Annotated in this window: 12 protein-coding genes; all 12 read right to left on the reverse strand. The window is 55.2% G+C overall.

The features are described 5' to 3' along the window. Positions 1 to 9: 9 nt before the first annotated feature. The 12 genes from pknB to remA are packed head-to-tail and all read right to left on the reverse strand — an operon-like array spanning position 10 to position 12225. The gene (gene pknB, locus EFB11_RS00805; RefSeq protein WP_122788464.1) at positions 10 to 2067 is read right to left on the reverse strand and encodes a Stk1 family PASTA domain-containing Ser/Thr kinase; all 2058 of its coding nucleotides are present in this window, start codon (positions 2065 to 2067) and stop codon (positions 10 to 12) included. A gap of 15 nt (positions 2068 to 2082) precedes the next feature. After that, a complete protein-coding gene (locus EFB11_RS00810) occupies positions 2083 to 2832 on the reverse strand; it encodes a Stp1/IreP family PP2C-type Ser/Thr phosphatase (protein WP_122788465.1) in 750 nt (249 codons plus the stop codon). Continuing rightward, entirely contained in the window at positions 2829 to 3872 is a 1044-nt protein-coding gene (rlmN, locus tag EFB11_RS00815) for a 23S rRNA (adenine(2503)-C(2))-methyltransferase RlmN (RefSeq protein WP_122788467.1), read from the reverse strand. Before rlmN ends, EFB11_RS00810 begins: the two co-directional genes overlap by 4 nt. Then, a complete protein-coding gene (rsmB, locus tag EFB11_RS00820; RefSeq protein WP_122788469.1) occupies positions 3869 to 5215 on the reverse strand; it encodes a 16S rRNA (cytosine(967)-C(5))-methyltransferase RsmB in 1347 nt (448 codons plus the stop codon). Before rsmB ends, rlmN begins: the two co-directional genes overlap by 4 nt. Beyond that, a complete protein-coding gene (locus EFB11_RS00825) occupies positions 5208 to 5912 on the reverse strand; it encodes a zinc metallopeptidase (protein ID WP_122788470.1) in 705 nt (234 codons plus the stop codon). Before EFB11_RS00825 ends, rsmB begins: the two co-directional genes overlap by 8 nt. A 34-nt stretch (positions 5913 to 5946) precedes the next feature. Continuing rightward, positions 5947 to 6870: a methionyl-tRNA formyltransferase gene (fmt, locus tag EFB11_RS00830; protein WP_122788472.1), complete on the reverse strand. Its 924-nt coding sequence runs from the start codon at positions 6868 to 6870 to the stop codon at positions 5947 to 5949. Further along, complete coding sequence (gene def, locus EFB11_RS00835) at positions 6867 to 7349, reverse strand: peptide deformylase (RefSeq protein ID WP_122788474.1); 483 nt, start codon at positions 7347 to 7349, stop codon at positions 6867 to 6869. Before def ends, fmt begins: the two co-directional genes overlap by 4 nt. Before the next feature lie 18 nt (positions 7350 to 7367). Continuing rightward, a complete protein-coding gene (gene priA, locus EFB11_RS00840; protein ID WP_122788476.1) occupies positions 7368 to 9827 on the reverse strand; it encodes a replication restart helicase PriA in 2460 nt (819 codons plus the stop codon). A gap of 5 nt (positions 9828 to 9832) precedes the next feature. Then, positions 9833 to 11041, reverse strand: a complete 1209-nt coding sequence (gene coaBC / locus EFB11_RS00845; protein ID WP_122788477.1) for a bifunctional phosphopantothenoylcysteine decarboxylase/phosphopantothenate--cysteine ligase CoaBC — start codon at positions 11039 to 11041, stop codon at positions 9833 to 9835. After that, complete coding sequence (rpoZ, locus tag EFB11_RS00850) at positions 11038 to 11367, reverse strand: DNA-directed RNA polymerase subunit omega (RefSeq protein ID WP_122788479.1); 330 nt, start codon at positions 11365 to 11367, stop codon at positions 11038 to 11040. The genes coaBC and rpoZ overlap by 4 nt, the downstream gene beginning before the upstream one ends. 14 nt (positions 11368 to 11381) lie before the next feature. Then, positions 11382 to 11969, reverse strand: coding sequence for a guanylate kinase (gmk, locus tag EFB11_RS00855; RefSeq protein WP_122788480.1), 588 nt, complete (start codon positions 11967 to 11969; stop codon positions 11382 to 11384). Next, positions 11962 to 12225, reverse strand: coding sequence for an extracellular matrix/biofilm regulator RemA (gene remA / locus EFB11_RS00860; RefSeq protein ID WP_122788482.1), 264 nt, complete (start codon positions 12223 to 12225; stop codon positions 11962 to 11964). The genes gmk and remA overlap by 8 nt, the downstream gene beginning before the upstream one ends. Between the last annotated feature and the right edge of the window lie 7 nt (positions 12226 to 12232).

Below are 12232 nucleotides of genomic sequence, written 5' to 3' on the forward strand. Positions count from 1 at the left end.
ACGCTCCTCTTAGTTAAACGTGTAGGTGCCGGATGTCTTGTTGCCGTCAATATAAACGTCCAACATCTGATCACCCTTCGGTCCGGTCACCTGAATGACCTGCGAGCCTCCACCCGGCAATGTCTTATCTGCCAGCTTTTCGTTGCCCAGATAGATGACTACATGGCAGGATTCGCTATCGGGCAACGTCACCGGAACTTCGGCTGTACCCGTCTGCGAGCCACTGGGCTCACTCGGCTCTTGCGTTGTGCCGCTGTTGCCACCTTCGTTGCTGCTATCCGGCTCTGTCGTTTCTTCTGTCTTGCCCTTACTGATATACAGATTGACAGCTGTACCTTCTGCCACCTTAGTGCCTTCTTTAATCGACTGGCGGAATACTTCACCGACCGGACGATCGCTCTCTTCGTTGTGGGTTTCACCGACCGTCAAGCCATACGATTTGAGCATGTCTTTTGCCCTATCCAGCGTCATACCGGTCACATCCGGTACCTTGACCGTTTCGGTTTCCTTGCCGCTGCTGACATAGATGGTAATCGTATCGTCCTTGGTGACCTTGGTGCCCTTGCCCGGATCCGAACGGATGACACGACCTTCTTCGATCTCATCGCTTGGCTCTTTTTCGATCTTATAGGCATCTTCCAGGCCATTTTGTTTGAGCAGACGTTCAACCTCACTCAGTTCCATATCGGAGAAGTCAATGAGTTCATAGCCTTCTTCCTCTTCCTGGTCTTCCTCGGTACCGCAAACGGTCAGCACGATTTTTGTGCCCTTTGTGACCTTCTCGCCTTCCTCTGGATCCTGGCTGATGATCTGTCCTTCCTTATATTTGGGGTCATATTCGCGTTTGTCGGCTTCTGCCAGATAAAAATCGGCATACTTGCCATCTTGCTCGGCGAGTACATCGTCGATATCCAAACCAACGAAGTTGGGGACTGCAACCTTTTCGCTGCCACTTGGCATCATCAAAAAGATACCGGCAACAACTGCAATGACTGCGACAAGACCCACCACAATACCGGCAAGCGCCATCGGTGATTTGGACCTTTTCTTGCGGGGACGGCGCGGTGCATAATCATCTGCCGGCTCCTTGGAACGCGGACGTTCCTCTGCTCTGCGGTGCGGCGCGGCTGCGTGCGACATATCCGAAGACGGATGTCTTTGATAGGAAATCGCGCGTGTTTCATCCAACAAAGCGCCATCTCCACGGGTATCGTGCTGCGCATAACCAAATTGTGCGTCCGGATTCTGTTTGATCCGCTCCAAATCATTGTACAGTTCCTGCGCTGTGGCATAGCGCTTGGAAACATTGGGGCACATGGCGTGCATGACGATATCATCCATGCCCTTGGGGATGTTCGGCATGATCTCACTGGGCATGAGCGGTACCGAATTGATATGCTGCATGACGATTGCAACAGCAGAATCTCCCTCAAAGGGCAGCTTGCCAGTCAACATTTCGTACATGACAACACCCAGCGAATAAATGTCGGCCCGGGCATCGATGGGAGACCCCTTGGCCTGTTCAGGTGCAATATAGTGTACCGAGCCAATGGCCTCCTGCATCACACGGGTTTCCTGATTGCTTTCCAAGCGAGCAATACCAAAGTCGGTGACCTTTGCAGTACCGTCTCGCAGCAACATGATATTATGCGGCTTGATGTCCTGATGGATGATGCCCCGGCTATGTGCATGCTCCAGAGCACGCGCAATCTGCTGCGCAAAGAATACGGTTTCCTGCCAGGATAAATGTCCCTTCTTTTGCAGGTATTCCTTCAAAGAAATACCGTCAATGAGCTCCATTACGATGTAATCCAGCCCATCCGAGTGCACAACATCATAAATGGCAACGATATTGTTATGCGAAAGCTTGGCAACCGCCTGCGATTCATTGTAGAAACGGCGGCGGAACTCATCGTCTTGTGTAAACTCTTCTTTGAGCATTTTGATCGCAACATACCGGTTGAGCACCCGGCAATAGGCCTTATACACGATCGCCATGCCGCCGACACCGAGTACATCCAAGATCTCGTAGCGGCCCCCAAGAACGGTTCCAATGTATTTATCCATACGTTCCTTCTCTCCTTATTCGGCTAAAGCGCCGCGGCGATATAAAACCACGGTGATATTGTCCACGCCGCCATGCTGACAAGCGCATCCAATGAGGTCGTCGACCGCTTCCTCCAACGAATCGGCGTTCGAAACGATCCGGGCTATTTGGTCATCTTCCACCATACCGCATAGTCCGTCCGAACAAAGCAATAAAACGTCGTCCGGCTCCAAAGTATAACGAAACAAATCGCTGTCAACAAATGCATCGACCCCGACTGCCCGTGTGATCAAATTTTTATGAGGATGGTAACGCGATTCCTCTTTGGTGATCTTCCCCTTCCGCACCATCTCCTGCACATAGGAATGATCCTCGGTCAGTTGTTCGATAGAATCTCCATGAATTCGATAGGCGCGGCTATCACCAACATTGAGGATTTCGGCATGATCTCCCTGCACCAAAGCGCAGACCAGCGTTGTTCCCATGCCGCGAAATTCCGGCTGCTTGATGGATAATTCAAAAACAGCCTGATTGGCCGATTGGGCTGCCACACGCAGCAAATCTTCTGCATCGGTCTGCTCCATATCGGTCCGGATGCCTTCCCGCATTTGGATGAGGAATTCATCCAACGCAAACCGACTGGCCACATTCCCGGCATTGGCGCCGCCCATACCGTCACAAACGACCAACAGCGCAGTATCCAGTTCTTCAAACAATTCGACCGCATAGTTGTCCTGATTGGTCGGACGGACCATGCCTTTATGAGTGTTACCACAAGCGATCATTGTCTATCACCTTCTTCTAGGGTCCTGCGGCGCAACTGGCCGCAAGCCGCATCGATGTCTGGTCCCAAACGGCGGCGTACGGTTGCTGTCACCCCGTTTTTCTCCAAAATTTGTTGAAAACGCCGTACGGCCTCCCGCGTGGAAGGCTGTATTGGACTTTCCTTGACCGGATTGAGTGGGATCAAATTCACATGACAAGGCCGGCCGCGCAGCAAGGCTGCCAACTTTTCGGCTTGCCAGGGCCGGTCACTAATCCCGCGGGACATCGCATATTCATAAGAGATCCGGCGTCCGGTCACATCAAAGTAATGCCGGCAGGCCTGCATCAGCCGTTCGATCGGATAACTGCGGTTGACCGGCATGATCTGTCCACGGCTTTCGTTGTCCGGCGCATGCAGAGAGATGGATAATGTGATCTGCAATTTTTCTCCTGCCAACGCTTCTATTTTATCAGCTAATCCGCTGGTTGACAAGGAGATATGGCGCTGTCCAATTTGAATCCCTTCCGGGCAAGATACCAAATGCAGGAATTTCAGAACATTCTCATAGTTATCCAGCGGCTCTCCGGTGCCCATCAGCACAATATTGCTGATTTTCAGGCCCGAATCCTTTTCGGCAAATAAAACCTGGTCGAGAATCTCCCCGGCAGACAGATTACGCTTGAGTCCCAGCAAACCGGAAGCGCAAAATTTGCACCCCATCCGGCAGCCGACCTGGGTGGACACGCAGATGGTGTTGCCATGTTCATAGCGCATCAGTACGCTTTCCACGCAGTCGCCTTCGCGCATACGCCAGAGATATTTGATTGTGCCATCGATCTTGGATTGCTGCTTGCGCTCCACATGGGGCACTGTCAGTTCAAACCGTTCCGCCAACCGTTCGCGCAACGCTTTGGACTGGTCGGTCATCTCGTCAAACGAACTCACCGGGGTATGCAGCCACTTGAAAATGGGTTTGGCCCGAAAGGGCTTTTCCCCCATTTCCACCAGGGCTTGCTTGAGTTCGTCCACGCTAAGACATTTGATTTCGGTCTTGCTCATGGCGCTCTCCTTAATTTTGCAATGAAAAATCCGTCTGTCTGGTGCAGAGACGGCAATAAAGTAATCATCCCTCCGATTGCGCCGAACACCGGATGCGAAAACGGCACGAGAGAAAAATCCGGATGCTGCTGCAAAAATTGCTGCACAACCGCCCCATTTTCCTGCTCCAGCACCGTACAGGTCGAATAAACGAGCGTTCCGCCCGGTTTTACGTAACGGGACGCATTTTCCAAGATAGCCGCCTGCGTCTGCGGCAGATCGCGGATTTCCTCTTCGGTTTTGAAGCGGATTTCCGGCTTCTTTCGCAAAATACCAAAGCCCGAACAAGGAACATCACACAAAACAAAATCTGCCCAGCCGATGAGATCGTTTTGGGGCTCTCGTCCGTCAGCCAAACGTGTCTGGATGCAGCTCAGTCCTAAGCGGCGCGCACCTTGCGCAATCTTATCCAGCTTATGTTCATAAATATCGCAGGATACCAAATTCCCGCGATCGTCCATTTTTTCAGCTATGTAAAAGCTTTTACCGCCCGGTGCCGCACAACAATCTACCACCTTGGTGCCTGGCTGCGGGTCCAAAGTATCCACGCATACGACACTGGCCGCGTCCTGCACCGTGATGGTACCATCCAGAAACAGCGGATGAGTCGACACATCGCCGCCTGTGCAAAGCAGAATATTTTCTGCGGTTGGATGTGCGCAGACTTCCAGCCCATCGGCCTGCAAGTGCGCTGCAACCTCCGAAGGTGTCGCCTTTCGCCGGTTGACCCGCACCGAAGATGGTGCGCTCTCATTGTTGGCCTGAGCGATCTGTCCCGCTTCCTTTTGCCCAAACTGTGCACTCAAAGCGCGGATAAACCATTCGGGCTGGCTGTATCGCAGGGCGTAATAGCTTTCTTTATCCGGGCAGTCCAGCTGAGGAAGCTTACCCGCTTCCTGGTCGCGCGCGATGGCACGCAGCACCCCGTTGGCAAACCCTACCGTCCGCTCATCGGCCCGGCAATACCGGCGAATAATCTGCACCGTCTCGCCGACCGCCGCATGTGCAGGAATCCGGTCGAGCATGGTCAGCTGATAGACCCCCATGCGCAGTGCGTCCAGCACACGGGGCGCGATCTTCCCCAGCCGAATCTTGGAATATTTCGATAAATAAAAATCGCACATCGAGCGATTTTGCAGCGTGCCGTAGGTCAGCCGGGCTGCCAGCGCAGCATCCCGGCCGTTCAGGCCGGCGGCCTGTTGGAAGTGATGCAGTGCACCTTCCGACCAGGCGTCATCCTCAGCCACGGCAAATAGGGCAAATGCCGCGGTTTCGCGGGCATTTGCCGGTCTTTTTTTAATCATCGCTCCGTCCTCGACCTCCAAACAGCAGGATCAGCCGCAACAGCTGGGCCAGCGAAACGGCCAAAGCAGCTACATACGTCATCGCAGCGGCCCACAGGGTCTTTTTCGCCATCGGACATTCATCGTCGTAAAGCAGACCGCCATCTTGAATAGCTGCCAAAGCCCGGTTGGATGCGTTGAGCTCTACCGGCAGCGTGACCAGCTGGAACAACGTCGAAAAGGCAAAAAAGGCGATGCCAACCGTAATCAGTGAACCATAGTTAAAGAGAAAACCGATCAAAATGAGCGGCAAAGCCAGGGTCGAACCCAAATTGGTCAGCGGGATAATGGCGGCGCGCAGCTTCATAGGCGCATAGCCCACCGCATATTGGACCGCATGTCCGGCCTCATGCGCCGCGACGCCGATGGATGCGACCGAGGTGGAATCATAGACACTTTGGGAAAGGCGAATCACGTTATCCCGCGGGTCAAAGTGGTCGGTCAAATGACCAGCGACCCGTTCAATGCGTACACCATTGACGCCACCAGCCCGCAATACGGCAGCGGCCGCTTGTGCGCCAGTCATCTGACGGCGGCTGTATACATGGGAGTACTTTTCAAACGTGGATTTGACCCGGAACTGCGCCCACATCGCAAACGCGATACAAGGCAGAACCAAAATGATATAGTAATAGTCAAAACCATAGTAATAAGGCATAAGAACAACCTACTTTCTTCAAAATATTGTTGTGTTACACCCCTAAAACTGTCCCTATTTCGATCGCATGTCCCCGCAAATAGTCTTGCGCACGCATCCGCTTACCGCCGACCATCTGAATTTCGGTCAGGCGTAGCGCCCCTTCGCCGCACGCAACGAGCAATCCCTTTTTGGCGTCCGCTTCCAGCACTTCACCGGGGCGGCCCTTTGCCGATTCCATCTCGGCTGCAAATACCTTCATTCGTGCGCCGCTGAGCTCGGTCAACGCGACCGGCCACGGATTCAGGCCACGAATCAGGCAATCGATCTCACGCTCCGACTTCGACCAGTCGATGCGCGCCATATCTTTATCCAGCATGGACGCATAGCAGGCTGCACTTTCCTCCTGCGGCTGCGGTGTGATCTGATCGAGCTGCTCGATCGTATCGTGCAGCAAGTCTGCGCCCGCCTGTGCCAGCCGGTCAAACAACTCCCCGGCCGTTTCGCGCGCACCGATCTCGGTGCGATAGGTCAGCAGCATATCACCGGTATCCAGCCCCTGCGCCATCTGCATCGTGGTAACGCCGGCATACTTATCGCCTGCGATGACCGACCACTGGATGGGCGCCGCCCCTCGCCAGCGTGGCAGGAGCGAACCATGCACATTGATGCACCCATGCGGCGGAAAATCCAGCACATACGCGGGCAAAATCTTGCCATACGCCACAACAACAATGAGTTCCGGCTGCGTCTGCTCGAGCAAGTCGGCAATCGCCCCGTCTTTTAGGGTCTGCGGCTGATGAACCGGTAGGCCATGTTCCTGCGCGAGCACCTTGATCGGCGGCGGGGTGAGTTTCATTTTGCGGCCCTGCGGCTTATCCGGTTGGGTCAAAACGCCGACAATCTCGTGGCCATCGTCTATGAGACGGGCCAAACTCGGCACCGCGAAATCGGGCGTGCCCATGAATAGGATTCTCATTCCTCGTTCACCTGCTCCATATCCACGTATTCGGTCACCTTTTCGGTGAACAGATGGCCGTCCAAATGCTCGGTCTCGTGACAGAAGCACTGTGCGACAATGCCCTCACCCTCGCGCTCAAACCAGTTGCCAAACCGGTCCTGTGCGCGGATCTTTGCCCAGGTCGGCCGGTCCACATAGCCGTATTTGCCCGGCACAGACAGACAGCCTTCGACCGTAGGCTCCAGTTCATTCATTTCAATGACTTCGGGGTTGACCAGCTCGATCATTTCTTCGGGGTCCTGGTTGATGTCCAACAGAACGACCACCCGACGCAAAACACCTACTTGCGGCGCTGCCAGGCCGACACCGCCCGATTCGGTCAGCGTCTGCTTCATATCGTCCAGCAAGGTGTGCAGCCGGTCGTCGAATGCCGTAACCACGCGACATTTTTTATTGAGCATTTCATCCCCTTGGGTTAGTATGTTTCGAATCGCCATGTTTCATGACTCCCTTTTTTACATAGTGTCCGGATTTAAGTTGGCAAATAGATGCACGCCCCGGTTGCGCCGGTCGGCGGCAAATTCTCGCATGACGCCAGCAATCAACTGCCGGCGCCGCTTGTTGTCCGGACAGCGAATCGTCAAATGATACCGATAGCGTCCGGCTATGCGTACGATGCTGGCCGCTGCGGGGCCAAGCACCGGATATTTAAAATCAGCAAACTGCCCTTCCATCAGGCCAGCCAGCCGGGTCTTGAGCCGCAGCAGCGCAGCGAGCACATCCTGTTCTTGTTCCCCGCTGGCTGACAGCAGCAGCAGTTCCCGGATGGGCGGACATTGCATCGCCCGACGACTTTCCAGTTCCTGCTCATAGAAGGCTGCATAATCCTGCCGGGCCGCGGTCAGAATGACCGGATGCTCCGGGCTGAAGGTCTGGATAATCGCCCGCCCCTGCGCTTCGCGCCGTCCGGCACGGCCTACGACCTGGGTAATCAGCGAAAACGTGCGTTCCCGCGCGCGAAAGTCCTGCGCATACAGCGACTGATCGGCATCCAGAACCCCGACCAGGGTCACCCGTTCAAAATCCAACCCTTTGGTTACCATCTGGGTACCCAGCAGGATATCGGCCTGCCCTTCCCCAAAGGTTTGCAAAAGCTGGGTGTGGGCATTCTTGGTGGATGTCGTATCGGCATCCATACGCAAAACACGTGCCTCTGGAAACAACTCGTGCAGTTCTTGCTCCACCCGCTGGGTTCCTGGGTTTTCCAAAAACAGATGGGCGCTGCCGCAGGAAGGACAAAATTCCTGAACTTTGATTGATGCGCCGCAATAGTGACACATCGCCCGGCCATTGACCGAATGATACGTCATGGTCGTCGAGCACGAAGGACACTCCGGCACCCAACCGCACATCGTACAACCGATCACCCGGCTGTTGCCGCGGCGATTGAGGAACAAAATGGTTTGCTCCCCTTGCGCCAGATTGTGGGCAATCTCCTCCCGCAGGATGGGACCGATGGAACCGGTCAGCCCTTTGCGTGACAGACCGCGCATGTCGGCGATGGTCACCTGCGGCAAACCGCCACTACCGAAACGCTCAGGCAAGTGAAACAGAGCATACCGCCCTTGCTGTGCATAATAATAGCTTTCGACCGAAGGGGTAGCGGAACCGAGCAGCAACAGCGCCCCTTGCTGGTGCGCGATAAAACGCGCCACATCGCGTGCATGATACCGCGGAGACTGGTCGGATTGATACGCGCCGTCCTGTTCCTCGTCAATGACGAGAAGCCCAAGATTTTTGACCGGGGCAAACACCGCCGAACGAGTGCCAATCACTACCCGCGCCGCGCCGGCACGGATTTTTTTCCAGCTGTCGTACCGCTCTCCGGCGCTGAGCGCCGAGTGCAGCACAGTCACTTCCCCGCCGAATCGTTGGGCAAATACCCGGATAAACTGCGGGGTCAATCCGATCTCCGGCACCAGCACAATGGCTGATTGGCCCTCTGCCAGCACATCATCGATCAGGTTTAAATAAATCTGCGTCTTACCGCTGCCCGTAACGCCGTGCAGCAAAGCGACCGAAGACTGCGATTGCATCAGCTGCGCGCGCAAGCCCTCATAGACCTGCTGCTGCGCTACGGTCAAAGACTTGGGCGGCTCCAGGGAAACATCCGAATAATCGGGTACACGCATTCGCTCCTCGGCAAAGGTCTCCAAAATACTGTTTTTGACCATGGTACGCAAAATACCGTCCGAGACGCCGGTCATATATTGCAGTTCCTGCTTGCTCATTGCCTGTCCGTCGGCCAAGCAGGCAATCACATCCTGTCGCACCGCGCTGCGCCGTGCTCGTGTTTCACGTGCCAGCGCTTCCTGCGGGTCCAGCGCCAAGTGGTACATCTGCTCGGTTTTATCCTGCGTCCGCTGTGTGATTTTGCTGTCATATACCAGTATGCCGCGGCGGCACAACGCATCCAGCTGACCTGCCGGTGTGCGCCCACCCAAAAGCTGCCGGATTTCGTCCAACGTCCGGCTCGGCTGTTCCTCAAAGGCAGCCAGCAGCCGGCCAAACCCTTCTGCCTTGAGCGCTTCCAGCGCATTTGCGTCCTCCACGCACAGTGTGTAGGTATCGTTTCGCTTGAGCCACAAGCCTGTGGGCAGGATGACGCGGATACAGTCATAAAATGTGCAATACAGGCGTTCCCGCATCCATACGGCCAGTCGAATCTGCGCCGCGCTGAGTACCGGTTCGTCATCGAGCACGGCATCTACGGCTTTCAGTCTTTCCCGGGACGCATCGTCCCGAAACGCCAGGATGATGCCTTCGGCCCGTTTGCTGGCCCGCCCGAACGGTACCAGCACCCGGCAGCCAACTTGCGCGCCTTCCTGCAAGGCAGCAGGCAAAATATAGGTATATAATTTATCGATCGCGAATGTCGCCGCATCCACGGCAACCGCGCAAATCCGATCGGGCATGAAAATTATCCTTTGCTCTGCGCAATTTGAAGCAGACGGTCGAGCACGATATCGGCCAAATCATCCTTACGCATCAGGGACAGCGACTCATTCGTACCATCCCGATACAGTAATGTGGCAACATTGGTATCGTGCGCAAAGCCTGCGCCTTTTGTGCGCAGATTGTTGGCGACCATCATATCGCAGTTCTTCTTTTCCAGCTTGGCCCTAGAATTGTCCAGCAGGTCGCGGGTTTCCATCGAAAAACCGCAGACCAGTTGATTGTCCCGCTTCATGTGGCCAATCTCGGCCAAAATATCCGGATTGCGCACCAGTTCGACCGACATTTCGTCGTTTTTCTTTTTGAGTTTGTCCTCTGCTGCCTGCTTGGGACGATAATCGCCCACCGCAGCTGCTTTGATGACCCAGTCGGTCTTATCCAGGCGTTCCATCACGGCATCCCGCATATCCTGCGCGGACACGACCGGAACCACCTGCACGCCTGCCGGTGCATCCAGCCCAACCGGACCAGATACCAGGGTCACCGATGCGCCGCGCATCTGGGCGCTCTGCGCAATCGCGTAGCCCATTTTACCGGTCGAATGATTGGACAGAAAACGGACCGGGTCCATCGCCTCACGGGTTGGCCCTGCGGTAACCAGTACCGATACGCCCGCCAAATCCTGCGGCGTTGCAGCGCATTCAATCGCATGAACGATTTCCGCCGGGTCGGCCAGCTTGCCCTTTCCGGTATCCCCGCAGGCCAAGCGTCCGCTGGCCGGTTCTACGAACCGCGTGCCACGCGCACGAAGCAGCTCGATATTCTGCTGCACGACCGGATTTTCATACATGCCGGTATTCATCGCCGGTGCAATCACAAGCGGTGCCTTGGTCGCCATCAAGGTGGTGGTCACCATATCGTCGGCAATACCATGCGCAGCTTTGCCGATGACATTGGCTGTTGCCGGAGCAACGACAAACACATCCGCCCGCTTGGCCAGCGAAATATGTTCGACTTCCCATGGGAACTCCCGGTTGAACATATCGACGGTCACGCGATTGTTCGACAGCACTTCCAAGGTCAGGGGCGTAATAAATTCGGTGGCCGACTCGGTCATCAGGATAAAGACTTCGGCGCCCTTTTTCTTCAGTTTCGAGGTCAAATCTGCCGCTTTATAGGCTGCGATTCCCCCCGTCACACACAGGACAACCGACTTTCCTTGCAGGCTGTTCATTCGCCGATATCCTCGTGATCCTCAGCGTCGTGCTCTTCCTCATCGTCGAGCAGACCGTCTTCGTCAAAATCCAGGTCCAAATCCAACGTACCGCTAAGTTCGCGGGGGATCATCACCTTGGGCTCTTCGATCTTCGGACCCGGCTTGTGCACGATCGTGCCTGCTGCGATTTCATCCAGCGCGAGTTTTACGGCCTTATCCGGCAGCGGCTCACCGGTTTCTTCGGCTTCCTGCGCGATGTCACGGGCACGCTGCGCGGCCAGATTGACCAGCAGATAACGATTTCCAACACGCTTCATCAGTTCATTCATGGACGGTTTTAACATAAGTTTCTCCCTCTTTATTTGAAATTCAATGGTTTATTCCGGCAACGCTCGGCGCGCAAAATGGCCATCAGGTCATCGATCGCGCATGCCAAGTCGTCGTTGACAATAATATAATCAAACCGGTCGGCATAGGTCATTTCTTTTTCGGCGGTTTCCATGCGATGACGAATTTTGTCCTCGCTTTCGGTGCCGCGCCCTTTCAGCCGGCGCTCCAGTTCTTCCATCGACGGCGGAGCAACAAAAATCATGACCGCATCCGGCCGTTTTTCATGGATCTGCATAGCGCCCTGCACTTCGATTTCCAGCACAACGTCATTGCCAGCCTCCAGCTGGTCGTTGACCGGGCCTTCGAGTGTACCATAATAATTCCCGACATATTGCGCATATTCCAGGAAAGCTCCGGCGGCAATGCGCTCTTCAAACCTTTCCTGAGTCAGGAAGTAGTAATGCACACCATCCCGCTCCCCTTCCCGCGGGGTGCGGGTCGTGGCCGATACCGACAAATACAGGTTTTTGTCCTTGCCCAGTACCTCACTTAGAATGGTGCCCTTTCCCGTACCGGACGGGCCGGTAAATACATAAAGGTTGCCCCGTTTACGCATTGTTGTCCTCCCCTTCCTCTTCCCGGGTCTCCATCCGACCGGCAATGGTTTCCGGCTGAATGGCTGACAGGATCACATGATCGCTGTCTGTAATCAGTACCGCACGGGTGCGGCGGCCATAGGTGGCGTCGATCAGCACGCCCCGGTCGCGGGACTCCTGCACGATACGCTTAATGGGTGCCGATTCCGGACTGACGATGGCCACCAGACGGCTGGCGGACACCATGTTGCCAAAGCCAATATTGATAAGCTTCATCGCTTCC

Origin of the sequence: Intestinibacillus sp. Marseille-P6563, assembly GCF_900604335.1 — a bacterium.
GTDB lineage: Bacteria > Bacillota > Clostridia > Oscillospirales > Butyricicoccaceae > Butyricicoccus_B.

Bases quoted from the DNA above. Each gene is read 5' to 3' on its own strand.
- pknB (WP_122788464.1), bottom strand. From the start codon at position 2,067: ATGGATAAATACATTGGAACCGTTCTTGGGGGCCGCTACGAGATCTTG.
- EFB11_RS00810 (WP_122788465.1), bottom strand. From the start codon at position 2,832: ATGATCGCTTGTGGTAACACTCATAAAGGCATGGTCCGTCCGACCAAT.
- rlmN (WP_122788467.1), bottom strand. From the start codon at position 3,872: ATGAGCAAGACCGAAATCAAATGTCTTAGCGTGGACGAACTCAAGCAA.
- rsmB (WP_122788469.1), bottom strand. From the start codon at position 5,215: ATGATTAAAAAAAGACCGGCAAATGCCCGCGAAACCGCGGCATTTGCC.
- EFB11_RS00825 (WP_122788470.1), bottom strand. From the start codon at position 5,912: ATGCCTTATTACTATGGTTTTGACTATTACTATATCATTTTGGTTCTG.
- fmt (WP_122788472.1), bottom strand. From the start codon at position 6,870: ATGAGAATCCTATTCATGGGCACGCCCGATTTCGCGGTGCCGAGTTTG.
- def (WP_122788474.1), bottom strand. From the start codon at position 7,349: ATGGCGATTCGAAACATACTAACCCAAGGGGATGAAATGCTCAATAAA.
- priA (WP_122788476.1), bottom strand. From the start codon at position 9,827: ATGCCCGATCGGATTTGCGCGGTTGCCGTGGATGCGGCGACATTCGCG.
- coaBC (WP_122788477.1), bottom strand. From the start codon at position 11,041: ATGAACAGCCTGCAAGGAAAGTCGGTTGTCCTGTGTGTGACGGGGGGA.
- rpoZ (WP_122788479.1), bottom strand. From the start codon at position 11,367: ATGTTAAAACCGTCCATGAATGAACTGATGAAGCGTGTTGGAAATCGT.
- gmk (WP_122788480.1), bottom strand. From the start codon at position 11,969: ATGCGTAAACGGGGCAACCTTTATGTATTTACCGGCCCGTCCGGTACG.
- remA (WP_122788482.1), bottom strand. From the start codon at position 12,225: ATGAAGCTTATCAATATTGGCTTTGGCAACATGGTGTCCGCCAGCCGT.